Raw genomic sequence first — 22968 nt, forward strand, 5'->3', positions numbered from 1 at the left:
GTGGCGCGCCGGGGAGACCCGTCGTAGCCTCCGCCCCATGACCGGACCGGTGCATCCCCCGTGCGACGAAGGCGCCATCCGCGCCCGACCCGCCGCCGACTCGCCCGCGCCCCGCAAGCGCCTGGCCCTGGCGGCCACGGTGCTGGGTTCGAGCATGGCCTTCATCGACGGCTCGGTGGTCAATGTCGCTCTGCCCGCCATGCGGACCGCGCTGAAGGCCGACGCGGCCCAGGTCCAGTGGATCGTCAACGCCTACCTGCTGCTGCTGGGGGCGCTGGTGCTGATCGGCGGCTCGGCCGGCGACCGCTATGGGCGGCGCAAGGTGTTCGTAGCCGGGGTGGCGCTGTTCGCCGCCGCCTCGCTGGGCTGCGCCCTGGCTCCCGACGCCGGCTGGCTGATCGCCGCCCGCGCGATGCAGGGAATCGCCGCGGCCATGCTGGTCCCGGCCAGCCTGGCGATCCTGGGCTCCACCTTCGACGACCAAGAGCGTGGGGCGGCGATCGGCGCCTGGGCTGGGTTCGGGGCGGTGACCACGGCGATTGGCCCGGTGCTTGGCGGATGGCTGGTCGACCACGTCTCCTGGCGGGCGATCTTCCTGATCAACCTGCCGCTCGCCGCCGCCACCGTCTGGCTCGCGTTGGTCGCCGTACGCGAGAGCCGCGACCCGGAGGTCCAGCAGCTGGACTGGCGGGGCGCGGCCCTGGCCGCCGCCGGCCTGGGCGCCTTGACCTGGGGCCTGACGGCGGTGGGCCAGCGGGGCTGGACCAGCGGCGCGGTCTGGGCCGCCCTGGCGGCCGGCGCGGTCCTGCTGGCGGGTTTCGTGGTCAGCCAGGCCCGCGAGAAACACCCGATGATGCCGCTGTCCCTCTACAGCTCCAGGACGTTCAGCGGGGCCAACCTGCTGACCCTGGCGCTCTATTTCGGCCTGACCGGCGCCCTGTTCTTCCTGCCGTTCGAACTGATCGCCCGCCACGGCTATTCGGCCGCCGGAGCCGGGGCGACCCTACTGCCGTTCTCGGCGATCATGGGGACGCTGTCGGGGACGGCGGGCCGGCTGGCGGGCCGGTTCGGGGCCCGGCCCATGCTGACCATCGGTCCGATCCTGGCGGGCGTCGGCTTCGGTCTGCTGGGCGCGCCCTGGATAGGCGCCGGCTACTGGACCGGCGTGCTGCCCGGCCTGCTGGTCGTCGCGTTGGGCATGACCATCGCCGTCGCGCCCCTGACCAACACGGTGATGAGCGCGGTCGCCGCCAGCCACGCCGGCGTCGCCTCGGGGATCAACAACGCCGTCGCCCGGGTGGCCGGCCTGCTGGCGGTGGCGGTGCTGGGCCTGATCTATTTCGCGCCCGGCCCCCAGGGCTATCCGTGGGTGATGGGGATCAGCGCCGGGGCGGCCGTGGCGGCGGGGATCGTCGGTTGGCTGACGATCGAGGGGAAACCGGGACGGAAAGCCTAAAACCGCTTGGCCAACCCCACCGCCACTTCCAGGTCGGGCGTGTCGCGGTTCAGCCCCACATAGGCCGACGCGTCCAGTTGCAGGTCCTTGGCCGAGGCCGGGGTCCAGCCCGCCGTCAGGTCGAAGCTGGCCGAGGTGACGTGGCCGGACGGATCCTCGTCGCGATCGGCCCACAGCTCCACACCCAGGGCCACCGGGCCAAACGACTGCCCCACCCCGACCGCGCCGCCGAACGCGGCGTGGCGGCCCGAACCGTCGGCGTCGGCCCGAACGTCCAGCTCCGGCGATAGGGCCAGCGACCAGGCGGCGTTCAGCGGCAGGGAGATCGGGACGATCACCCCGCCCTGCCAGGCGTCGTCGCCGATCCCCTCGGCCCCGGTCGGGGCGGTGACGAAGGGCTGCAGGGCTGCCGAGACGCCGTCGCCGGCCGGATTCTTCAGCGACCAGCGCAGGGCCAAGCCAAGGTCGCCGACCCCGTTGATCATGGAAACCTCGTTCGAGGTCCGGTCCTTCTGACGGATCCGCTCATGCGCGGTCCAGCTGACCTGGCCCTCGAGCGTCGAGGTCAGGCCCAGCCGCAGCTCCATCGCCCCGAAGGCGGTGTCGTCGGTCGAGACGCCGCCGCCCCGGCTCCAGGCGCCGTCGGCCACGCCCAGCTCGGCCTGGAAGCGTCCGGCGTCGAGCACGCAGGGCGGCGAGCCCTTGCCCGGCCGGTCGGCGCAGAAATCGCGCCCGGCGTCCTGGGCGTGGACGACTTGGGCGGCGGTGACCCAGGCCAGGGCGGCCAGGCCGACGACGTTCGTGATCCCGGCCTTGCCCATCGTTCCCTCCGAAGCCCGCTAGAGCGCGCTATACGCCGCCTGGATCAGCCGCACCGCGCGAGGGTCGCCGATCAGCTCGGACCCCTGCCTGTTCATCACATAGGCTCCCGACACGCCGCGCGACGGGTCGGCGAAGGCGCAGGAGCCGCCCCAGCCGCTGTGGCCGAAGGCGACGGCCGCCGGGCCGTAGAAGAAGTTGGGCGTGTTGCGCATGAAGCCCGCGCCCCAGCTGATCACATAGGGCAGGACCAGGTCCTGGCCGACGATCCTTTCGGCGCTGGCCTGGGCGATCACCGCGGGCGACAGCACTCGGACGCCGTCCAGCTCGCCGCCCGAGGCCAGGGCGCCCATCAGCCGCGCCAGGGCCGGGGCGGTGGCGTGGCCGTTGGCCGACGGGATCTCGGCCCGGCGCCAGTCGGCCGTGCCGCGGCCGCCTGGCGCCGCCCACTTGGTCATGAAGGCCGCTTTCACGGCCTCGTTCATCGCTCCGAACTCGGGCAGGGCGGTCGGCCGCATCAGCTCGGCACAGCGGGCGTGCTCGCTGTCGGGCAGGCCGATCCAGATGTCCAGGTCCAGGGGCTCGGCCAGGTCCTCGCGCAGCGCCGCGCCCATGGTCCGGCCGTCGACCCGGCGGAAGATCTCGCCGGCCGTGAAGCCGAAGGTCACCGGATGGTAGCCGCTGGCCGAGCCGACCGGCCACAGCGGGGCCATGGCCGCCAGCTTGGCGGTGGTGGCCTCCCAGTCGAACCAGATGGCCGGATCGGTTTCGTCGGGAAAGCCCGACAGCCCGTCCTGGTGCGACATCACCTGACCGACCGTGACGTCCTGCTTGCCGGCCTGCGCGAATTCCGGCCAGACCGAGGCCGCGGTCTGGTCGTAGGTCAGCCTGCCCTGGTCCACCAGCCGGGCGATCAGCAGGGCGGCCACGGCCTTTGTGGTCGAGAACAGCGGCGTCAGGGTGTCGGGCCCGAACGCGACCTCGCGCTTGCGGTCGGCGAAGCCGCCCATCAGGTCGAGCACCACCTCGCCATGGACCGCCAGCGAGAACCGTGCGCCCAGCTCGCCGCCGTCCTCGAAATTGGCGGCGAAGGCGTCACGAACGGCGGAAAAGCGGTCGGGGCAGAAGCCGGTGATGTCGACGGTCATGGGCAAGGGTCTAGCCCAGGGCGGGCGCGATTGTCATCCGCCACGGCAGATCCTCTCCCCTTTGGAGGAGCAGCTGCGCCTTTAGGCTAGCCGCTCGATCCGCACGCTGGGCGAGGTCTGCTTGATCCGCGCACCCATGGCCACGATCGGCAGTTCGGGGGCGTTCCAGAGGTTGGCGGCGGTCACCGTCTCGGCCACGCCGCCGACGGCTCGGGCCAGGCCGTACGACAGGGTCTGGCCTTCCAGGAGCGCGGCGGCGAACAGGGCGGTCAGCAGGTCGCCCGTGCCGTTGGGCGCGCGCTCGGCCTTGGCGTGGGTCGCCAGCCAGGCCTCGTGGTCGTCGATATGGACCACGCCGATCTCGCCGCCGCTCTGCACGGACGACACCAGGGTCGGCCTGTCCAGCCGACGGCCGGCCAGCACCGCCGCCTGCGGGTCGCCGGCGTCCATGCCGGTCAGGTGTTGAAGCTCCCAGGCGTTGCAGGCGACGAGGTCGGCGCGCGGGATCAACTCGCCAGCGATGACGTCAGCCACCTCGGCGGGCACGTACAGCCCCTTGCCGGCGTCGCCCATGGTCGGGTCGACGATCACCGTCGGCGTACGGGGCAAGGCGCTGTACGGCGGACTTCCGCGCGGCGCCGCCCGCACCGCGTCGATGGCCCGGGCCGCGACAAGCACCTGGGCGGCGCTGGCGAAATAGCCGGTGATGACCACGTCCGTCAGGCCCAGCAGGCCGTTGGCCCCGACGCCCTCGAGCATGCCCTCCATCACCTCGACGGAGGTCGGCGCCCCGCCCGGCGGACCCCATCCCGGATGTCGGCCATAGAGCACGGTCGGCACCACCATCGAGTCGACGCCGAACTGGGCCAGGGCGGCGGCCTGGGCCGAGGCGCCCACCTGGCTGCCCGCGACATGGCTGGAGAGGATCAGGGCCATCGGCATGACCAGCGGCTTAGCCGAGCCTCGCGGGCTTGAACAGGCGTGCGCGCGCCTGAACGGCGACATTGTTGACTTGCCAGGCCGAGCCGTGGACAGCCTGTGGTCATGCTTGTTTCCACGCCCTCCATCGACCTGATCCGTCCGCGGAGGCATCGCTGTCATCAGTGCGGGTTCCGGTCCCACGACGGCCGGGACTTTCGTTCGGGTCGAAGCAGCCTCCTCGGCCGCGCGGTGGTGCTGTGTTTCGCCTGCCCCGATGTTTCGCGCTCGAAAGACCGGCCCCATTGGGCCGGCTGGTTCAGGGGGTTGTTCTCAGCGGCCTTCCTCGCCTGTCTCTGGGGCCGCGAATACGGCGCGTGGGCCGGCTTGACGGCCTGGCTGACCTTGGTGCTCTGCCGCCCGCCCCTTGTCCTCGCCCATGAGGTCGGCCACGCCCTGGCGGCCCGCGCCCTCGGCTTTCCAGTCCTGGAGGTGATCGTCGGGCGCGGGCCCGAACTGGCGGCCGGCCGTTCCGGCAGGACGCGCTGGGCGTTGCGACGCTACGGATTCCTCGGCGGCTTCACGCTCTTCGTGCCTCCGCATGGCGCGCCACGCTGGCGGCTCGCCGTGATCTACGCCGCCGGCGCCATGGCCAACCTGGTGGCGGCGACCGCCGCGGCGGCCCTCGGAACCCTGGTCGCGGACATGGATGCCCCCGCCGCCGTCTTGCTGGCGTCGATCCTGGCCGCATTGGTCGTGGCGAACCTGCTTATGGCCTTCAACGCCCTGTGGCCGCAGGTCGGCGTCGACGGCCAGCCGCTGGACGGGGCGCAGATCCGCAACCTGTTCCGGTCGTCGCGGTCGACGGTCCTCGCCGACCGGCTGAACATGCTCATGGCCGCCCAGCGCCTCCAACTGGCCGGCCGCTTCGGAGAGGCCGCCGCGCTCACGATCGAGCAATTGGACCGCTGGCCCAACGACCCATGCCTGCTGGGCATGGTCATCCACCACACGTCCCGGGCCGAAGGCGACCGCGCGGCCATGGCGCGATATCGCGCCGTCGTCGCTCAAGCCCCGTCCGGTCCGCCCCGGTTCTTTCAAGGGCACGAGGGCGCGGTCGGCTGGCTCGCCGCCAATGTCGCCTGGTCGAGCCTGAAGGCCGGCGAGAACGCCGACCTGGATCTGGTCGACGGCGAACTGCAAGTCGCCCTGCAGCATCTGCCCGAGGCGCCGGAGGTCAAGGCCACTCTGGGGGCGCTGTTCGTCGCCCGGGGCGACCCGGTCGCCGGCGAACCCCTGCTGGTCGACGCGCTGCGCAAGACCGAAGATCCCGTCGACCGGGCAGATTTCGCTCGATATGTCGCGCGGGCGCGCCGCGCGGCAGGGCAGGAAGACCGGGCCTTGGAAGCCGAACGCCTAGCGCGTCACATCCTCGATCGTTCGCTCCCGCTTCCGGCGCACTGACGAAAAAGGCCCGCCGCGTCTCCGCGGCGGGCCCTTCGCTCCGCGTGAAGCGAAGCCTAGTAGCGGTAGTGGTCCGGCTTGAACGGGCCCTTTTCCGGCACGCCGATATAGTCGGCCTGGTCCTTGCGCAGGGTCGACAGCTTGGCCCCCAGCTTCTCCAGGTGGAGGAAGGCGACCTTTTCGTCGAGGTGCTTGGGCAGGGTGTAGACCTGGTTCTGGTAGGCCGTCTTGTTGGTCCACAGCTCGATCTGGGCCAGGGTCTGGTTGGTGAAGCTGGCCGACATCACGAACGAAGGGTGGCCCGTCGCGTTGCCCAGGTTCACCAGGCGGCCTTCCGACAGCACGATGATCTTCTTGCCGTCCGGGAATTCCACATGGTGGACCTGCGGCTTGATCTCGTCCCACTTGAAGTTGCGCAGGCCGGCGATCTGGATCTCGGAATCGAAGTGGCCGATGTTGCAGACGATGGCGTTGTTCTTCATCCGGCGCATGTCGTCGACGGTGATGACGTCCTTGTTGCCCGTCGCCGTGACGAAGATGTCGGCCTTGTCGGCGACGTCCTGCAGGGTCTGGACCTCATAGCCTTCCATCGCCGCCTGCAGGGCGCAGATCGGGTCGATCTCGGTGACGATCACCCGGGCGCCGCCTTGGCGCAGCGAGGCGGCCGAGCCCTTGCCCACGTCGCCGTAGCCGCAGACCACCGCGACCTTGCCCGAGAGCATGACGTCGGTGCCGCGGCGGATGGCGTCGACCAGCGATTCCCGGCAGCCGTACAGGTTGTCGAACTTGCTCTTGGTGACGCTGTCATTGACGTTGATGGCCGGGAACGGCAGTTCGCCCTTGGCGGCCATCTGGTAAAGGCGGTGCACGCCCGTGGTGGTCTCTTCCGACACGCCGCCAATGGCGTCGCGGATCGCCGAGTAGAACCCCGGCTTTTCGGCCAGGTAGCGCTTCATCACGGTGTAAAGCGCTTCTTCTTCCTCGTTGGTCGGGTTGTTGAGGATCGAGGGATCCTTTTCGGCCTTCGGGCCCAGCACGCAGAGCAGGGTCGCGTCGCCGCCGTCGTCGAGGATCAGGTTCGGATAGCCGCCGTCGGCCCATTCGAAGATCTTGTGCGCGTATTCCCAGTACTCGACCAGGTTTTCGCCCTTGAAGGCGAACACCGGCACGCCCGAGGCGGCGATGGCGGCGGCCGCGTGGTCCTGGGTCGAGAAGATGTTGCACGAGGCCCAGCGGACCTCGGCGCCCAGCGCCGTCAGGGTCTCGATCAGCACGGCGGTCTGGATGGTCATGTGCAGGCTGCCGGCGATGCGGGCGCCCTTCAGGACCTGGGCCGGTCCGTATTCGGCGCGGGTGGCCATCAGACCGGGCATTTCGGTCTCGGCGATGGCGATTTCCTTGCGGCCGAATTCGGCGAGCGAGATGTCCTTGACGATGTAGTCGGCCACGGTCGGCTCCTGCGGTCGGGGGGATGGTCTTGCGCGGTCTATACCGCGCCCAGCCCCTTCTCGCAATTAAGGCATAAGGATTTCTTTATATGCTCAGCTACCGAACCTCGGCCCGGAACACGACGGGCCAATCATAGCCGTAGCCGCGGCAGACCGGCATGACCGTGGCCTGGGACAGGGCGAAGGCGTCTCCGGTCCAGACCCACTCGCTGGACTCCCCGCAGTCGCCGATCCCGCGCCCCTTGCCGTAGGCCGTCAGGATCCGGGTCTTGGGATCATAGTCGGCGTTGGTGGCCAGGCCGTCCTCGACGCCCTCCAGCGAGGCCAGGGCGGCGCGGCCGGCCTTGTCGACCACCACGAACAGCCCGCTGAAATTATAGGCCCCGCCGCCGCAGGGAATCTGCCACAGCACCTTGTCATCCGACAGGCGCCAGGCCTGGGGCTCGCCCTGCGACCCCGGTTCGGTGTCGCATTCCGCCTTGCGGCCCAGGGCCCGGACCGCCGCCGGCGGCTTGGACGGCAGCCCGGTCTGGGCGACCGCCGGGGCCGCGTGGAGCACGGGCGCGGCCGGCGGCGCGGGAACGCGAGCGGCTGGCGCCGAGCCCTTGGCGACCATGGCCGTCACCGTGCCGGCCCGCCTCTGCTGGTCGTCGGCATAGCGCAGGGCCGCGACCATGCCGGCCAGGGACACCTGGCCCACATCCTTCTCGCCGGCCCGGATCGTCAGCAGCGTCCCATTCCGCGCCGCGCCCAGCAGTGGCCCGACCTGGACGTCGTCGAGCACGACGGTGACGCCGCCGGCCTCGCTCGAGCGCTTGGCGCGGGCGGTCATCACCACCCGGTCGTCGACCAGCAGGGTCGGCGCCTTGCCTCCCACGTCGACCTCGCTGTCGATCAGGTCGATCTCCACCTTGGCCGCCGCGCCCGCCGCGCCGCCGCGGCTCAGGCGCAGCACCGCCGGCAGGCCGCCGTCGTCGGGCGAAAAGCCGGCGACCTGGCAGGTCCGCAGGTTGTCGCAGACCACCGTCCAGTCCTTGAAACTGTTGGAGTCGGCCGCGGCCACGCCGGGCGTCAGGATGGCGGCGGCCGCCAGCGTCAGGATCCAGGTTTCGGTTTTCATGTCGCGCCCCTCCGGAAAGGAGAGGTTACCAGAACCGCTTGGCTTCCGCGAAGCTGACATAGGCGCCCTGGGCCTCGGCCAGCAGCGCGGCTTCCTGCTCGGCCCCGCCGGCGGTCAGGCGGCCGGCGGCGAAGGCGGCCTCGGGGTCGTCGCACGACAGCGCCACCTCGCGAGCCAAGACCTCGCGCCCGGCCTGGTCGGTGAGCAGGCCCAGGGCGTCCTGCAGCGCCTTGGTCGCCGTCACGAAGCGCGCCCGGCGCTTGGGATGATCCGGAAACAGCCCGCCCAGATCCTCGACGGCGTAGCGCAACTTCTTGCCCCGGATGCGGAGGTGGTGGCGATCCTCGGGGCTGAGCGCGGCCAGGTCGCGGCCGTCCTTGCGGATTTGGCGGCGAGCCCTGTCCAGCGCGTTGGCGGCGAAGTCGGCGGCGGGCCTGGCGCGGCGCTTGTCCAGGCGTCGGTCGGTGGTCCAGGCGCCGGCTTCCAGCCAGGCGGCGGCGTCGATGGCCAAGGCGCGGAAGCGGGCGCTGTCCACCGCCTGGCCGGCCTTGGCGTAGGCGTCCGTCTGGGCGGCCAGCAGAGCCTTGCCAAAGGCGGCCAGCGCCCGGGCCTCGTCCTGGGCTTCGGCTTCGAGCGGATCCTGCGCCGGCCTGGTCTGGTCCGTCGCCAGCGGGCTTTCGACGGCCGGCCGCCAGACGTCGGCGATGAACACGTCCAGGTCCCGCGCCGCGCCCAGGGCGCCGGCCAGCCACTTCAGCTCGACCTTCACATGCCGGGCGTCGGGCGCGCCGGCCAGGGTCTTGAAGGTCGACAGCAGGGTCCGGAAGCGTCGCGCCGCCACCCGCAGCTTGTGCACCCGCTCGGGGCCCGGACGGGTCCGCAGGGCCTCGGCGGCCGCGCACAGTCGATCCAGGGCCGCGCGGCCCAAGGCCTGCAGCGCCTCGCCGGTGGACGCCTCGGCGGCCAGGGTCGCCTCGGCGCTGGGCCGATCCCCTTCGCCCAGGGCCAGGGCGTAGCCGCGCTCGGCCTTGCTGACCAGGGACAGCCGCAACGGGACGTGGGCGGCCAGGTCGCGGGCCAGGTCGAACAGCACGCGCGGCGGGCCGGCCTTCAGCTCCAGCTCCAGTTCGCTGACCTCGGCCCGCCGGTCGTCCGCCCGCAGTTCGCCCTGGTCGAAAGCCGCCTCGATGGTCGCGCCGTCGCGCTCGACCAACCGGGTGACGCGCTTGACTCGGGTGACGAACACCGGGGCCAGGGCGTCGCCGTTGATCACCCTGGCGGCGGGCGTGCGGGCCAGCAGGTCGCGGTCGGGCTCGGGACCGTCCACCGCGCTCTCCCATTCGCCGCGGGCGAAGACGCCGCCGGACGAGGCCGATTTCAGCGTCTGCTTGCGGCCGTTCTCGCCGTCGCGGATGCGCAGGCCAAAGCCCGCCTTGCGCAGGGCGTGATCGACGGTGTCGAAATAGGTGGCGTCGAGTTGCCGGACCGCCTCCCGTCCCTCGAGCCGGGCCAGAACCCCGTCCGAAGCCTCCGGGGCGATCAGGAACTTCAGCTCGATTTCGTGATCCATGCGACGGTTATAACCGGGCGCGCCGGTTTTGGCTCCATGGGCTGTCTTGCGCGGACGCACGCGGGACGTGCTTGCCAATCAATGTGGCGGAGTCCAAACCTGCGCGCCATGAGCCAGATCAATGCCGCCGCCCCTCGCCACGACTGGACCCTGGACCAGGTCGAGGCCCTGTTCGACCTGCCGTTCATGGAGCTGGTGTTCCAGGCCGCCAGCGTGCACCGCGCCGGNGCCGCCCCTCGCCACGACTGGACCCTGGACCAGGTCGAGGCCCTGTTCGACCTGCCGTTCATGGAGCTGGTGTTCCAGGCCGCCAGCGTGCACCGCGCCGGGTTCGACCCGTCCGAGGTGCAGCTGTCGCAGCTGCTGTCGGTCAAGACCGGSGGCTGCGCGGAGAACTGCGGCTATTGCAGCCAGAGCGCCCACTTCAAGACCGGGCTGAAGGCCGAGAAGCTGATGGACGCCGAGGTGGTGATCGCCAAGGCTCGCCAAGCCCGCGAYGGCGGCGCCCAGCGCTTCTGCATGGGGGCGGCCTGGCGCGAGCTGAAGGACCGCGACCTGCCCAAACTGGCGGCGATGATCGGCGGGGTGAAGGCCCTGGGCCTGGAGACCTGCGCCACCCTGGGCATGCTGACGCCCGACCAGGCCMRSCAGCTGAAGGACGCGGGCCTGGACTACTACAACCACAACCTCGACACCGGCCCSGAATACTATGGCCAGGTGGTCACCACCCGCACCTAYCAGGAGCGGCTGGACACCCTGGCCCATGTCCGCGACGCCGGCATGAGCACCTGCTGCGGCGGCATCGTCGGCATGGGCGAGACGCGCCGCGACCGCGCCGGCCTGCTGCACCAGCTGGCCACCCTGCCCAGCCAKCCCGACAGCCTGCCGATCAACGGCCTGGTCCCGGTCAGCGGCACGCCCCTGGGCGACAAGGTGCTGGCCGACGGGACCACGGCCATCGACGCCATCGAGTTCGTGCGCACCATCGCCGTGGCCCGCATCGTCTGCCCGCGCACGCCCCTGGGCGACAAGGTGCTGGCCGACGGGACCACGGCCATCGACGCCATCGAGTTCGTGCGCACCATCGCCGTGGCCCGCATCGTCTGCCCGCGSTCGATGGTCCGCCTGTCGGCCGGTCGCGACGAGATGAGCCGCGAGCTGCAGGCCCTGTGCTTCCTGGCCGGCGCCAATTCGATCTTCGTCGGCGGCAAGCTGCTGACCACCCCCCTGCCCGGCCAGGACGAGGACAGCAAGCTGTTCCACGACCTGGACCTACGGCCGATGGCTTCGGCCAAGACCACGGCGCGGCGTTTCGCGTTGGAACCAGAAATCACCGGCGTAGCGGGATAAAGATGATGTTCGACAAACTCCTGATCGCCAACCGGGGCGAGATCGCGGTGCGGGTGATCAAGACGTGCCGGCGGCTGGGGATCAAGACCGTGGTGGTCTATTGGATGTTCGACAAACTCCTGATCGCCAACCGGGGCGAGATCGCGGTGCGGGTGATCAAGACGTGCCGGCGGCTGGGGATCAAGACCGTGGTGGTCTATTCGGACGCCGACGCCGACAGCCTGGCGGTGGAGATGGCCGACGAGGCGGTGCATATCGGCCCYTCGCCGGCGGGCCAGAGCTACCTGGTCGCCGACAAGATCATCGCCGCCTGCAAGGCGACGGGCGCCCAGGCGGTGCAYCCGGGCTTCGGCTTCCTGTCGGARAAGGCCGAGTTCGCSCAAAGATGCGCCGACGAGGGGATCGTGTTCATCGGGCCCAATCCCGGGGCGATCTCGGCCATGGGCGACAAGATCGAAAGCAAGAAGTTCGCCCAGGCCGCCGGGGTCAGTTGCGTGCCCGGCCATATCGGCGAGATCGCCGACGCCGCCCACGCGGTGAAGATCGCCGAGGAGATCGGCTATCCGGTGATGATCAAGGCCGGGGTCAGTTGCGTGCCCGGCCATATCGGCGAGATCGCCGACGCCGCCCACGCGGTGAAGATCGCCGAGGAGATCGGCTATCCGGTGATGATCAAGGCGTCGGCCGGCGGCGGCGGCAAGGGCATCCGCGTGGCCTGGAGCCGCCAGGACGTCGAGGAGGGCTTTCCGGCCGTGCGGGCTGAAGCGGCCGGGGCGTTCGGCGNGGCGGCGGCGGCAAGGGCATCCGCGTGGCCTGGAGCCGCCAGGACGTCGAGGAGGGCTTTCCGGCCGTGCGGGCTGAAGCGGCCGGGGCGTTCGGCGACGAYCGCATCTTCATCGAGAAGTTCATCCAAAGCCCGCGCCACATCGAGATCCAGGTGCTGGGCGACAAGCACGGCCATGTGGTCCACCTGTTCGAGCGCGAATGCTCGATCCAGCGCCGCAACCAGAAGGTCATCGAGGAGGCGCCCAGCCCGCTGCTGGACGAAGCCACCCGCGCGGCCATGGGGGCCCAGGCCGTGGCCCTGGCCAGGGCGGTGAACTATGACAGCGCCGGCACGGTGGAGTTCGTGGCCGGCCAGGACAAGAGCTTCTACTTCCTGGAGATGAACACCCGCCTGCAGGTCGAGCACCCGGTNCTATGACAGCGCCGGCACGGTGGAGTTCGTGGCCGGCCAGGACAAGAGCTTCTACTTCCTGGAGATGAACACCCGCCTGCAGGTCGAGCACCCGGTCACCGAGCTGATCACGGGTCTGGACCTGGTCGAGCAGATGATCCGCAGCGCCTGGGGCGAGCCGCTGGCCTTCGCCCAGCCGGACCTGAAGATCAACGGCTGGGCGATCGAGAGCCGGATCTACGCCGAGGACCCCTATCGCAAGTTCCTGCCCAGCATCGGCCGGCTGGTGCGCTACGCCCCGCCGCCCGAAGGGCCGCAGGCCGGGACGGCCGGCGCCGTCGTGCGCAACGACGCCGGCGTGCGCGAGGGCGACGAGATCTCGATGTACTACGACCCGATGATCTCCAAGCTGTGCGCCTGGGCTCCGACCCGGCTGGCGGCGATCGACGCCATGGGCCGGGCGCTGGAGGACTTCCACATCGAGGGCCCGGCCCACAACATCCCGTTCCTGGCCGCGGTGATGGACCAGGAGCGGTTCCCGGCTGGCGGCGATCGACGCCATGGGCCGGGCGCTGGAGGACTTCCACATCGAGGGCCCGGCCCACAACATCCCGTTCCTGGCCGCGGTGATGGACCAGGAGCGGTTCCGCTCGGGGACGATCTCGACCAACTACATCAAGGACGCGTTCGCTGACGGCTTCAAAGGCGTCGACCCCACCCCCGAGCAGGTCGACATCCTGACCGCGGTGGGGGCGGCCATGCAGCGGGTCTACGCCGCCCGGGCCCGCTCGACCCGGGCGGGGCTGAGCGGACCGGTGCGCGACGAGTGGGTCGTCGCCGTCGGACCCGCCAAGCGCCGGGTCCGGCTGTCGGACCAGGCNGCCCGCTCGACCCGGGCGGGGCTGAGCGGACCGGTGCGCGACGAGTGGGTCGTCGCCGTCGGACCCGCCAAGCGCCGGGTCCGGCTGTCGGACCAGGCGCCCGGCCTGAGCGTCGAGCTGCTCGACGAAGGCCGGACCCTGGTCCTGGAGACGGTGGACTGGCGGCCGGGCCAGCCGGTGTTCAAGGGCGTGCTTGGGGGCAAGCTGGACGGCCAGGCCTTCACCGTCCAGGTCGCCCCGGCCGCCGAGGGCTTCACCATCCGCCACCGCGCCGCCAGGGCCCGGGTGCTGGTCCTGACGCCCCGCAGCGCCGAACTGCACGACAAGCTGCCCGAAAAGCAGGCCGCCGACACCTCGCGCCTGGTGCTCTCGCCCATGCCCGGCCTGGTGGTCAGCATGGACGTCGCCCCCGGCCAGCAGGTCCGCGAGGGCGAGGTCGTCTGCGTGCTCGAAGCCATGANCTGGTGCTCTCGCCCATGCCCGGCCTGGTGGTCAGCATGGACGTCGCCCCCGGCCAGCAGGTCCGCGAGGGCGAGGTCGTCTGCGTGCTCGAAGCCATGAAGATGCAGAACATCATCCGCGCCGAGCGCGACGGCCTGGTCAAGACCGTCAACGCCAAGCCCGGCGACCCCGTCGCCGCCGACGAGATCCTGGTGGAGTTCGGCTNAAGATGCAGAACATCATCCGCGCCGAGCGCGACGGCCTGGTCAAGACCGTCAACGCCAAGCCCGGCGACCCCGTCGCCGCCGACGAGATCCTGGTGGAGTTCGGCTGATGGACAATCATCCCACGATCATCGGACCGCAAACCAAGGCCGCCCTGGCCCTGATCGAGCGGCATCGTCGTCGCGAACTTCAACAGGGTCGCGGCCAAGTCGCCACCCGTTCGCCGCCGGCGGGCGCGACGCGACCCCATCCCTACCGGTCCCTTCGCCAACTCCCCTCGACGATGTCGACCATCGGCGACGTCAGCCAGCATCTGGGCCTGTCTCCCCGCGCCATCCGCCTCTATGAGGAAATGGGCCTGATCGCGTGTCAACGCGGGATCAAGAACATGCGGATGCTCGACGAGACCGCCAAGGCCAGGCTGGACGCCATCGTCGAGCTCAAGAAGTTGGGCCTGACCATCTCCGAGATCGCCAACTTCCTGCCCCAGGACCAGCCCGTGCCATCCGCTTTGCGCGAGCGCCTGGTCCAGGCCTTGGCGGCCCTCGACGACCAGCGCAGCGCGATCATCGCCTATCTTGCGCGTCTTCCCGCCGACTAGAGCAGGAACAACGGCCCCGCTCGCCGACCGCTACGCCAGGCTTTCCAGCTTCGCCTCGAAGTCCTGGTCGCTCATGGCCTGGCGCGCGACGAGCAGGCTGCAGTCCAGGTTGTCGACGATGTAGGCGCCGGTCGCGCCCGACCACCAGCGTTCCAGCAGGTTCCGCTTGCGATGACCGACCACCACGAGATCGGCGCCGACCTGCCGCGCGAAGGCTCCGATCTCGGTGGCGGGCTCGCCGCGGACCAGCTTGCCGGTCGGCGAAAAGCCCAGCCGCCGCAAGCGCACCAGCCCCTCGTCCAGCACGGCCTGATAGCTTTCCAGGTGGGTCTCGGCGGCGCCCACGAGCACGCCCTCGGCGACGAGCACGCTGGACGACTCGACCAGGACGGACAGAAGGAAGACTTCCGCGTCGCACGCCTTGGCCAGCAGCGCACCTTCCCGGAGCGCCGCCCGTCCTTCGACGGTGCTGTCGAACGCCAGGACAATCCGCTTGTACATAGCTTCTCCTCGACCCGTTTCGCGGCCGTGCTCGACAAGGCCGCAGACCCCATCGAACCGGCCGGTCCTCCCCCAGGCGCACAAGGCGATCAGCAACGACGGCGGTGTCAATCCACCAGCGCCATCCACCGCGATGGCGATGTGTCGCCCGCTATGCAGGCGCCGGCGCTAGCGTCGCGCCTCGGCCAGGGCCGATCGGCGGACCTTTCCCGCGGCGTCGCGCAGCGGCTCGGTGGTGATCTCGAAGGCGCGCGGAATCTTGTTGGTCGAAAGGGTCAGGGCGAGGGCCGCGCGCAGTTCGCTCGCCAACGGTTCCGACGGCCAGTCCGACTGTACGATCGCGTGGGGCCGAGCCCCCAGGTCCTCGTCGGGCAGGCCGACGACCACCGCGCAGATCACGGCCGGATGGCGCTCGATCTCCGCCTCGATCTCGGCGGGGTACAGGTTGACGCCGCCGCACAGGATCATGTCGGTCCGCCGATCGGCGAGATAGAGGTAGCCGTCCTGGTCGACCCGCCCCAGGTCGCCGAACGAGTTCCAGCCGTCGCGCTCGCGCCGATCCGCCCCGACATAGGCGTAGGTCGGTCCCTCCTCGGGCGGCGTGCGGAACCAGATCTCGCCGACCTCGCCGACGGGAAGCTCACGGCCCGCGTCGTCGGTGATCCTCATGCCGATGTCCGGCCGGGGCCGGCCGACCGAGCCCGGATGATCGAGCCACTCACGGCCGCCGATCACGCAGGATCCCATCCGCTCGGCGCCGCCATAGACCTCCCAGATCGCGTCCGGCCCCAGCCAGTCGATCCAGGCCTGCTTCAGCCAAGCGGGACAGGGCGCGGCCATGTGGAGCACGGTCTCCAGCGCGCTCAGGTCGGCCGCCCCCCGCAGCGCTTCGGGCAGGCGCAGGATCCGGTGCATCATGGTGGGGACGAGGTAGGCGTAGGTGACCGCATGGGCCTGGGCCAGACGCAGCCAGGCCTCGGCGTCGAACCGGCCCATCTCGATGGCGTGGCCGCCCTGGGCGATGGTCATCAGGATCTGGGCGAACGGCGCGCTGTGATGCAGGGGCGCCGGATTGAGGATCACCGCGCCCGGCCGCATGCGCATCGGCCCCATGGCGGCGGTCCAGCGCGCCGGTCGACGATCCTGGATCAGCTTGGGCCGGCCGGTCGACCCGCCGCTGGTCGCCACCCGCCACACCTGCGCGGCCATGGGCGGCAGGGGCGAAGGGTCGAGCGCCTCGAAGCCGTCGAAAGGCGCGTCCTCGCCGCGGCCGATCACCAGCCGGGGTCGCATCAGCTCGACCAAGGCCGCGAACTCGCTGTCGGTCAGCCGGTGGGACACGTGGGCCGGAGACGCCCCGGCCTTCCAGATCGCGAACGCCGTCTCGTAATAGGCCAAGCCGTTGGGCAGGGCGATCATCACCGTGTCGTCGGGCCTGACCCCCAGGGCGATGAGCCGCCGCGCCCGCCGGTTGGCCGCCGCGTCGAGCTGGGCGAAGGTCAGGGTCTCCGCCCCAAGGGTCACGGCGGGCCGGTCGGGCTGGAGACGCGCCTGGGCCGACAGCAGGGCGCCGAGCGGCGCGCCCTCGCGGGGGGCGCCGTCGCGGGTCAGGAACGCCGAGGCGTCGAACACCAAGCTCACCGTCAGATCTCCGCTGGGACGCGCCATCCTGCCTCCGCCGCCCCGGACGACCACGGCCGCGCGGAAACGATCAGCCCGGCGATATCACAGGCCATCGCTCGCGGTCAGGCGAGCTTGATCGAGGCGTGCCCTTCCGGCGCGGTGAACAGCGGCGGCTTGTGGCCATAGACCGGCGGCAGTCCTTGGGTGCTGATCCGCAGCAGGCGACGGCGCTTGCCCTCGGCCGCGGAATATTCGATCGGCGTGGCGCGATGCAGGGTCGCCAGATTGTCCCAGATCAGCACGTCGCCGACCTCGGCCTTGAAGGCGATGTTGAAGCGCGGCGACACCGCGTGGCTCTTCAGCGCGTCCAGCAGGGCCTCGCCCTCCTCCGGCTCCAGTCCCTCCACGCCGTAGGGCGTGCCGGCGACGGCGTAGAGGCTGCGCTTTCCGCTGATCGGATGGGTGATGACCAGAGGATGGCGGGGGCGCTCGGCGGCGCGTTTCCTGGCCCGCACCCCGCCGTCGCGATCGGTCGCGTCGGGATCCAGCTTGATCGGCGTCTCGTCGGGGCCGCGCTTGCCGCCGACCAGCATGTGCAGGGCGTCCAGCGCATCGACCCGCTTGCGCAGCGCGTCCGGCAGGGCCTCGTAGGCGGCGGTCAGGTCGGTGAAGCGGGTTTCCCCGCCCTCGTCCGGCGCCTCGATCGCATAGAGCATGGTCGTGGAGGCGGGCACGTATTCGTACGAGCCGTCCGTATGCCAGAACGAGGCGCCGTCGCGCCGGCCCATGTCGTGCTGCGGCGAGTTGGAGATGGTGATCAGGGCCGGATAGTCCGGGTCCAGGTCCTTGGTGAAGAAGAAGTCGATCGGCGCGCCGAACAGGCGGCCGAAGCGGTCGTATTGCGCCTTGGTCAGGTCCTGGCCGCGGACGCGCAGCACGTGGTGCTCGGCCAGGGCGTCGACGAGGGCCTTGCCGTCCTGCGCGGAGAGATCGCGCAGATCGACGCCGGAGACATCGGCGCCGAACGGGAGATGGGGAGAGAGTTTCATGGTCGTTTCCTGCGTTTGCGGGGAAGATCGCGTGCGGAACCGCGTCAGCCCTCGTCGTTGACCCACCGGACGAACCGGTGGAGGGGATAGAAGCCGTCGTGCGGCAGGCCGACCTCGGGCGTGGCCGCGCCGAGCGAGACGATGCGCTGGGCGCCGGCCGAGGCCAGCAGGTCGCGCAGGGCCGCCTTGCGCTGGGGCGGATAGACCCCGACCGTCTGGGTCGCGACATTGACGTGGCGCAGCGCGTCCTCCAATCGCTCCACGGCGACGACGTTGACGACCTTGCCCTCGGGATAGAAGTCGACCGCCTCGTCGGAACGGATCACCAGCCCCCGCCCCTCGTAGCCGCCCCAGACGCGGTAGTAGTCTTCCAGGTCGCGCAGGCCGTCGATCTCGTCGCGCAGGGACCGCGCGATCGGGCGCGGTTCGGCCGAGGCGGAACGCCGGGCCCGGCCCAGCTTGGCCTGCAGGCGCTCGCAATAGCGGTCGATCTGCTCGATCGACCCTTCGATGAACTGGAAGCGGCTGGCCGTGCAGGCCTCCTGGTTCATGATCGTGGCGTCGTGGGCCCCGGCCTCGGCCGCCGCCTCCAGCGCCGCCTCCGAAGCAAAGGCCTCGCGGCCGATCAGCGAGATCGAGGTCTTGGGGTCGAAGGCCACCAGCTCCAGGCCAGGCCCGACATATTTCAGGGCGCCCTTGATGGTGCTCTCGCCGCCCCAGGCGACGATCTTGTCGAAATATTGCGGACGGAACAGCAGCCCTTCCACCGCCTCGTCGCCACCGCGCCAGTAGGCGGCCGAGAACGATCGGGCGACGGGATGGCCGGGGGCCGCCTCGGACAGAGCCGCCAGGATGGCTGGCGCGCTGAACAGCTCGTTCGACGGCAGTTTCAGCAGATGGGCGCCCTTGGTCAGCGCCCCGCGGATCACGGTATTGGCCGCGACGCCCGGCGAGTTGCCGGCGATGACGTGCAGCAGCCGGCAGGGAAAGGCCCGCACCCGCGCCGATCGCCCGGACGGCGCCGTCACCTCGCGCCAGCCGTCCAGCAGGTCCTTGCCGCCGATCTCCTGGGCGATCATGAACTCCATGGAGGTGCGGCTGAACATGTGGCCCAGGTGGGCGAACGACGTCTCGACCAGGTCGCGCGGATAGAAGCCGGCGGCGACGCTGCGCTCCATCGCCTGGGCCAGGGCCCCGGAGGCGTCGCGCTTGAGGACGTCGCCGGTGGCGACCAGCACGTCGATGATCTCGTCCACCGGCACGTCGGCGGCGGGGGTGGGGGTCGGGCGCGGCCAGACCAGGGCGCCGACATCCAGAGCCGGCGTGGTGAAGCGGTTGGGCTCGCGGCCATACTCCAGGCTGTCGCCCTCGATGACCTGTCCCTTGATGACGTGGCGGACCCGGGCAGGCCCGGCGAGCGGCGGAAGGATCGCGTTCATGGCGCCACGGCTCCGCGGATATAGGCGTCGATGGTGCCGGCGCAGCCGATGTGGTCGCTCTCTCCAGCCTGGGCGTAGCGGCTGATGGTGTCCAGTATGGTCGGTCCGGCGCGGCCGCAGGGGCAGTCCTTGAAATCAATCGTCACCTTGTCGCCGCTGATCAGGCCGCCCCAGCGACCTTCGTAGAGCAGGTCCAGGAAGGCGAACCGCCCCTCGACGACGCCGTCCTCGCCGTCGTCGGCGGTCAGCAGGCGCTCGCCGTCGCGGTCCAGCAACAGCCAGATCAGGCCCGGGGGCCGGTGATAGCGGCCGCACTGGCATTTGGGACAGGTCTGGGCCATCTCGGTCATGCCGTAGGCGTTGTTGCGGATGACCTTGCCGTAGAAGCGGTCGACCCGCTCCTTGTAGTCGTCGGGCAGGGAGACCCCTTTCAGCCCGCCGCCGGCGCTGACCAGGCTGTCGGGGTGGAAGCCGCCGTCCTCGACGCCCAGGGCCTTGGCGCGGTCGATGATCGCCATGTGCTGCGCCCACAGGGCCGAGACCACGATCGGCTCGTGGCGGTGGGCCAGCAGCTTCTCGACGAAGTCGTCCAGCGCCGCGCTCATGCGTTCGGCCCGCACCTGGGCTTGGACCCTGGCCACCGCGATCTCGCCGGGGGTCGCCAAGCCCTCGGCCATGCGCTTGTTCAAGGCGGCCGAGGCGCTGATGTCGGCCAGGCGCAGGGGCTCGTCGGTCAGGAAATGGGCCTCGCCCGGCCTGGCCCAGACGGCGGCCGAGTTCACCGCCGCCTCGATGGCGCTGTTGGGGCCCTTAGACGGGCTGGTCAGGAACACCACCCGGCTGTTGTCGGCCTTGACGTAGGGCCAGCCGCTCATGCGGCGGTAGTGGCGCTGCTTGTTCGCGGAATCGCCGCGCGTGTGGTTGAGGAATGAGACCTTGCCGCTGGAGCCGCTGGTGGCCAGCACCATGTGGCCGGCCGCGCGCAGGCGGTCCATCCAGTCGTCGACGTCGGTGACGCCCTCGACGTCGACATCGGTCACCGTCTGGGTCGACAGGGTCTGCATCCACTGCAGCAGCCGGTCCCACCGCCCCTGCTCCACGAAGCTGGCGGGATAGGACTTGTAGGACGTGTGGGCGAACAGCAGCGGCACGAGGTCGTCCAGGCTGCGGATCTCGTCGACGCCGCTCTCGGCGGCGCGGCGGCGCAGGACGGGAATCTGCTCGCGGCGCTCGGCGAACAGCTCGCGGGCCGCCTCCAGCTGTCGCGCCTCGAGGTCGGGATACGACCTGTCGAAGACGTCTTCGTGGACGGCGGCGTCCACCAGTTCCGATCGAACCGACATGTTCCTGGGCTCCCAATTTTTCTTTGACGATGATCCTCCCAGCGCCGACGGTAGAGGGGCGATCCGGACAATCGTGTCGCTGGAACGGACAAGCCGGAGGAAGCCCAGTGCCGCGCGTCGCCATCGTCGTCACCGACGGGGTCCTGGCCAATGCGGTGTTCGAGCTGGTCGACGGCCTGAGCCTGGCCAACCGCTACACCGAGCAGCAGTACGGCGAGCGCGAGGCCCTGCCGCCGACGCTGGACGTGCGGCTGGTCTCGGCCTCCGGCGAGGCGGTGCGGGCCGAAAACGGGCGGCTGCTGCCGGTGGACGAGGGCCTGCACTCGGGTCCCTACGACCTGATCTATGTCGCGCCCTTCGCGATCGGCAAGCCCGCGGCGCTGGCCGTCCGGCTGGAACCACTGCACGCCATTGCGGACTGGCTGGCTGCCGCGCATGGCGAGGGCGCCCGCTTGGCGGCGAGCGGCAGCGGCGTCGCGGTGCTGGCCCGCGCGGGGGTGCTGACGGGAGTCGTCGTTCCCTTGCCCTGGTGGCTGGAGCGGCCGATGGCCCGCCTCCATCCGCACCTCACCTTCGACGTCGACCGCAAGGTCCAGGTCCATGACGGCCTGTTCCTGGCCGGCGCCCATGTCGGCGAGCCGGCCCTGGCCGTGCGGATCATCGAGGCGATCATGTCGCCGGACGTGGCGACCTGGATCGAGCGGATCACCGGCGTGGATCGCTATCCCGACGGCCCCGATCCGGCCTTGGCCTTCTCACCCGCCGTGCTGCGCGAGGACGAACTGGTGAAACGCGCCGCCCACTGGCTGCAGCTGCGCTTCGCCCAGAAGCCGCAGATCGCGGACCTGTCGGCGGCGATGGCGATCCATCCGCGGACGCTCTCGCGCCGGTTCATGGCCAGTCTGGGCATGACGCCGATCGACTACCTGCAGCGACTGCGGGTGGAGGCGGCCAAGCGCATGCTGGCCCGGTCCGCCCGCAAGGTGGACCGGGTCGGCTATCTGGTCGGCTATTCCGATCCGCGGTTCTTCAAGAGCCTGTTTCGCAAGCACACCGGGTTGACGCCGGGCGAATACCGCCGCCGGACGCGGGCCGGCGACCAGGCCTAGAGGGGCTTGCGGGTCCTAACGCCGGGCTCGGCCGGATACCGCCCGAGGAACAGGTAGGCGGCGGCGGCCAGCAGGAACAGGACCGCGGCGCCGACCAGGGCCTGGTTGTAGGACTTGAAGTGGTCGAAGGCGAAACCGAACGCGATGCCGCCCAGGCCGGCGAAGGCGGCGATGAACAGGGTGCTGAGGCCATAGATCGCGGCGAAGGACTTCATGCCGAAATAGCGGGCGATGATGAAGGCGATCACATCGATCTCCGCCCCCTGGGCCAGGCCGATCAGGATCAGGCCGATCCCGGCCATGACCGGCGTCGGGGTTCCCGGCAGCAGCAGCGCGATGCCGACTACGGGCAGCAGGGTGAAGGCGCAACCGACCGCCGGCGCCCAGATCCGGTCCACCAGCAAGCCCGTCGTCAGGGTGCCCACGACCACGGATATGGCCAGCAGGGCGCTGTACTGGGCCGCGACGCCGGCCGGCAGGCCCTTGTCGGTGAGCATGGGCTGCAGCTGGCTGAGGATCCCCACGCAGGGGCCGTAGGTCAGCGCCGCAGCGGCGCAGACCAGCAGGATTCGGCGGTCCGAAATCAGGGCCAGCCACAGGGCCGGATTGAGCACGGAGATCGGCTTGCCCTTGTCGTTCAGCTCGACCGCCTCGCGCCGATCACGCACCAGCAGCCAGCTGATCGGCAGGGCCACCAGCAGGGCGACGGCCGCCAGCAGGTAGTAGCCCGCTTGCCAGCCGTGGGCCTTGATCACGTGATAGGCCAGCACCGGCATGAAGGCGCCGGCCAGAGAATAGCCGATCCGCGACACCGCCAGCGCCGTGCCCCGCGAGGTGGTGAACCAGCCGGCCACGGCGCGGGTGAAGGCCACCCCCGTCGTGCCCATTCCGGCGAAGACCAGCAACGCATAGGCCGCGACGAACAGGGCGTAGTTGCCGCCGCTATGGGCGATCAGCAGATAGCTGGCGCCGACCAGGACCAGGCAGCTGCACAGCACCGGCCGAACTCCGACACGGTCGATCAACCGGCCGAACAGCGGCGCGACCAGGCCGGCGAACAACGCGACCTGGAAGGCCAGGGCGATCTGGCCCCGGCTCCAACCAAAGGCCGCTTGCAGGGGCTGGACGAACTGGCTGGAAGTGAACGACCAGCCGCCATAGCCCAGGCCCATGGCGATGAAGGTGCCGAGCACCACCTTCCAGTGGGCGCGCCATTCGTCTCGGGCTGTCTGGTCGATCATCAATGTTCCATTCAAAATGGCCGCCGCCGGCGCCGCATGTCGCGGC

18 protein-coding genes and 7 pseudogenes are annotated in these 22968 nt (G+C 70.5%); 13 read left to right on the forward strand and 12 right to left on the reverse strand.

Going from position 1 to position 22968, the window contains the following annotated elements; all coding sequences use genetic code 11:
* Nucleotides 1-37: 37 nt before the first annotated feature.
* A complete protein-coding gene (locus tag ASD47_RS09555; protein ID WP_056755010.1) occupies nucleotides 38-1456 on the forward strand; it encodes an MFS transporter in 1419 nt (472 codons plus the stop codon).
* On the opposite strand, the gene ASD47_RS09560 is transcribed toward ASD47_RS09555, so the two are convergent.
* The 3 genes from ASD47_RS09560 to ASD47_RS09570 all read right to left on the reverse strand — a co-directional run bounded on the left by ASD47_RS09560 (nucleotide 1453) and on the right by ASD47_RS09570 (nucleotide 4365).
* On the reverse strand, nucleotides 1453-2277 hold the full coding sequence (locus tag ASD47_RS09560) for a transporter (RefSeq protein WP_056755013.1): 825 nt from the start codon (nucleotides 2275-2277) through the stop codon (nucleotides 1453-1455). The two genes, ASD47_RS09555 and ASD47_RS09560, sit on opposite strands and share 4 nt — an antisense overlap.
* Nucleotides 2278-2295: 18 nt before the next feature.
* Entirely contained in the window at nucleotides 2296-3423 is a 1128-nt protein-coding gene (locus ASD47_RS09565) for a serine hydrolase domain-containing protein (protein ID WP_056755015.1), read from the reverse strand.
* 81 nt (nucleotides 3424-3504) lie between these two features.
* Entirely contained in the window at nucleotides 3505-4365 is an 861-nt protein-coding gene (locus ASD47_RS09570; protein ID WP_056755017.1) for a bifunctional hydroxymethylpyrimidine kinase/phosphomethylpyrimidine kinase, read from the reverse strand.
* Between the two features lie 363 nt (nucleotides 4366-4728).
* Between ASD47_RS09570 and ASD47_RS09575 the strand changes: the two genes are divergently transcribed.
* Nucleotides 4729-5805, forward strand: a complete 1077-nt coding sequence (locus tag ASD47_RS09575) for a M50 family metallopeptidase (RefSeq protein ID WP_162251629.1) — start codon at nucleotides 4729-4731, stop codon at nucleotides 5803-5805.
* 56 nt (nucleotides 5806-5861) lie between these two features.
* Here the strand turns inward: ASD47_RS09575 and ahcY are convergent, their stop codons facing one another.
* The 3 genes from ahcY to ASD47_RS09590 all read right to left on the reverse strand — a co-directional run bounded on the left by ahcY (nucleotide 5862) and on the right by ASD47_RS09590 (nucleotide 9943).
* Nucleotides 5862-7253 carry an adenosylhomocysteinase gene (gene ahcY / locus ASD47_RS09580; protein ID WP_056755022.1) on the reverse strand — a complete coding sequence of 464 codons (1392 nt, stop codon included), beginning with the start codon at nucleotides 7251-7253 and terminating at the stop codon, nucleotides 5862-5864.
* Nucleotides 7254-7350: 97 nt separating this feature from the next.
* Entirely contained in the window at nucleotides 7351-8373 is a 1023-nt protein-coding gene (locus tag ASD47_RS09585) for a DUF1176 domain-containing protein (protein WP_056755026.1), read from the reverse strand.
* Nucleotides 8374-8398: 25 nt separating this feature from the next.
* Nucleotides 8399-9943: a CHAD domain-containing protein gene (locus tag ASD47_RS09590; protein WP_056755028.1), complete on the reverse strand. Its 1545-nt coding sequence runs from the start codon at nucleotides 9941-9943 to the stop codon at nucleotides 8399-8401.
* Nucleotides 9944-10171: 228 nt separating this feature from the next.
* Here ASD47_RS09590 and bioB point away from each other — a divergent pair.
* The 10 genes and pseudogenes from bioB to ASD47_RS27540 all read left to right on the forward strand — a co-directional run.
* Nucleotides 10172-11293, forward strand: a pseudogene (gene bioB / locus ASD47_RS09595) (biotin synthase BioB); the annotation flags it as partial.
* A 5-nt stretch (nucleotides 11294-11298) separates the two neighbouring features.
* A pseudogene (locus ASD47_RS28185) lies at nucleotides 11299-11382 on the forward strand (biotin carboxylase N-terminal domain-containing protein); the annotation flags it as partial.
* Between the two features lie 15 nt (nucleotides 11383-11397).
* On the forward strand, nucleotides 11398-12076 hold a 679-nt coding region (locus tag ASD47_RS27515), incomplete at its 3' end, for a biotin carboxylase N-terminal domain-containing protein (protein ID WP_304439928.1).
* A 1-nt stretch (nucleotide 12077) separates the two neighbouring features.
* Nucleotides 12078-12490: pseudogene (locus ASD47_RS27520) on the forward strand (acetyl/propionyl-CoA carboxylase subunit alpha); the annotation flags it as partial.
* Nucleotides 12491-12552: 62 nt separating this feature from the next.
* Nucleotides 12553-12987 (forward strand): annotated as a pseudogene (locus tag ASD47_RS27925) (acetyl/propionyl-CoA carboxylase subunit alpha); the annotation flags it as partial.
* Between the two features lie 22 nt (nucleotides 12988-13009).
* Nucleotides 13010-13350: pseudogene (locus tag ASD47_RS27930) on the forward strand (acetyl/propionyl-CoA carboxylase subunit alpha); the annotation flags it as partial.
* A 1-nt stretch (nucleotide 13351) separates the two neighbouring features.
* Nucleotides 13352-13811 (forward strand): annotated as a pseudogene (locus ASD47_RS27530) (biotin/lipoyl-containing protein); the annotation flags it as partial.
* Between the two features lies 1 nt (nucleotide 13812).
* A pseudogene (locus ASD47_RS27535) lies at nucleotides 13813-14017 on the forward strand (acetyl-CoA carboxylase biotin carboxyl carrier protein subunit); the annotation flags it as partial.
* 4 nt (nucleotides 14018-14021) lie between these two features.
* The gene (locus tag ASD47_RS28190) at nucleotides 14022-14126 is read left to right on the forward strand and encodes a biotin/lipoyl-containing protein (protein WP_369800283.1); all 105 of its coding nucleotides are present in this window, start codon (nucleotides 14022-14024) and stop codon (nucleotides 14124-14126) included.
* The gene (locus tag ASD47_RS27540; RefSeq protein ID WP_056755034.1) at nucleotides 14126-14617 is read left to right on the forward strand and encodes a MerR family transcriptional regulator; all 492 of its coding nucleotides are present in this window, start codon (nucleotides 14126-14128) and stop codon (nucleotides 14615-14617) included. Before ASD47_RS28190 ends, ASD47_RS27540 begins: the two co-directional genes overlap by 1 nt.
* A gap of 30 nt (nucleotides 14618-14647) precedes the next feature.
* Here ASD47_RS27540 and ASD47_RS09615 read toward each other — a convergent pair whose 3' ends face one another.
* From ASD47_RS09615 to ASD47_RS09635, 5 genes are all read right to left on the reverse strand, one after another.
* Nucleotides 14648-15118 (reverse strand): universal stress protein, encoded by a 471-nt coding sequence (locus ASD47_RS09615; protein ID WP_056755037.1) that lies wholly within the window; start codon nucleotides 15116-15118, stop codon nucleotides 14648-14650.
* A 168-nt stretch (nucleotides 15119-15286) separates the two neighbouring features.
* Nucleotides 15287-16786, reverse strand: a complete 1500-nt coding sequence (locus ASD47_RS09620; RefSeq protein WP_082564546.1) for an AMP-binding protein — start codon at nucleotides 16784-16786, stop codon at nucleotides 15287-15289.
* A 77-nt stretch (nucleotides 16787-16863) separates the two neighbouring features.
* Nucleotides 16864-17790, reverse strand: a complete 927-nt coding sequence (locus tag ASD47_RS09625; protein WP_056755039.1) for a TauD/TfdA family dioxygenase — start codon at nucleotides 17788-17790, stop codon at nucleotides 16864-16866.
* A gap of 44 nt (nucleotides 17791-17834) precedes the next feature.
* Nucleotides 17835-19229, reverse strand: a complete 1395-nt coding sequence (locus ASD47_RS09630; protein WP_056755042.1) for an acyl-CoA reductase — start codon at nucleotides 19227-19229, stop codon at nucleotides 17835-17837.
* A complete protein-coding gene (locus ASD47_RS09635) occupies nucleotides 19226-20572 on the reverse strand; it encodes a hypothetical protein (RefSeq protein ID WP_056755043.1) in 1347 nt (448 codons plus the stop codon). The genes ASD47_RS09630 and ASD47_RS09635 overlap by 4 nt, the downstream gene beginning before the upstream one ends.
* Nucleotides 20573-20679: 107 nt before the next feature.
* On the opposite strand from ASD47_RS09635, the gene ASD47_RS09640 reads away from it, so the two are divergent.
* A complete protein-coding gene (locus ASD47_RS09640; protein ID WP_056755046.1) occupies nucleotides 20680-21681 on the forward strand; it encodes a GlxA family transcriptional regulator in 1002 nt (333 codons plus the stop codon).
* Here the strand turns inward: ASD47_RS09640 and ASD47_RS09645 are convergent.
* Entirely contained in the window at nucleotides 21678-22922 is a 1245-nt protein-coding gene (locus ASD47_RS09645) for an MFS transporter (protein WP_056755049.1), read from the reverse strand. The genes ASD47_RS09640 and ASD47_RS09645 overlap by 4 nt on opposite strands.
* Nucleotides 22923-22968: the final 46 nt, after the last annotated feature.

Source organism: Caulobacter sp. Root1472, assembly GCF_001426985.1.
In the GTDB taxonomy this organism is placed as follows: Bacteria; Pseudomonadota; Alphaproteobacteria; order Caulobacterales; family Caulobacteraceae; genus Caulobacter; species Caulobacter rhizosphaerae.

Coding starts and splice junctions, on each gene's coding strand:
- ASD47_RS09585 (WP_056755026.1), bottom strand. CDS start 8,373: ATGAAAACCGAAACCTGGATCCTGACGCTGGCGGCCGCCGCCATCCTG.
- ASD47_RS09620 (WP_082564546.1), bottom strand. CDS start 16,786: ATGGCGCGTCCCAGCGGAGATCTGACGGTGAGCTTGGTGTTCGACGCC.
- ASD47_RS09560 (WP_056755013.1), bottom strand. CDS start 2,277: ATGGGCAAGGCCGGGATCACGAACGTCGTCGGCCTGGCCGCCCTGGCC.
- ASD47_RS09635 (WP_056755043.1), bottom strand. CDS start 20,572: ATGTCGGTTCGATCGGAACTGGTGGACGCCGCCGTCCACGAAGACGTC.
- ASD47_RS28190 (WP_369800283.1), top strand. CDS start 14,022: ATGCAGAACATCATCCGCGCCGAGCGCGACGGCCTGGTCAAGACCGTC.
- ASD47_RS09630 (WP_056755042.1), bottom strand. CDS start 19,229: ATGAACGCGATCCTTCCGCCGCTCGCCGGGCCTGCCCGGGTCCGCCAC.
- ASD47_RS09615 (WP_056755037.1), bottom strand. CDS start 15,118: ATGTACAAGCGGATTGTCCTGGCGTTCGACAGCACCGTCGAAGGACGG.
- ASD47_RS09625 (WP_056755039.1), bottom strand. CDS start 17,790: ATGAAACTCTCTCCCCATCTCCCGTTCGGCGCCGATGTCTCCGGCGTC.
- ASD47_RS09590 (WP_056755028.1), bottom strand. CDS start 9,943: ATGGATCACGAAATCGAGCTGAAGTTCCTGATCGCCCCGGAGGCTTCG.
- ASD47_RS09570 (WP_056755017.1), bottom strand. CDS start 4,365: ATGCCGATGGCCCTGATCCTCTCCAGCCATGTCGCGGGCAGCCAGGTG.
- ASD47_RS09555 (WP_056755010.1), top strand. CDS start 38: ATGACCGGACCGGTGCATCCCCCGTGCGACGAAGGCGCCATCCGCGCC.
- ASD47_RS09565 (WP_056755015.1), bottom strand. CDS start 3,423: ATGACCGTCGACATCACCGGCTTCTGCCCCGACCGCTTTTCCGCCGTT.
- ASD47_RS09645 (WP_056755049.1), bottom strand. CDS start 22,922: ATGATCGACCAGACAGCCCGAGACGAATGGCGCGCCCACTGGAAGGTG.
- ASD47_RS27540 (WP_056755034.1), top strand. CDS start 14,126: ATGGACAATCATCCCACGATCATCGGACCGCAAACCAAGGCCGCCCTG.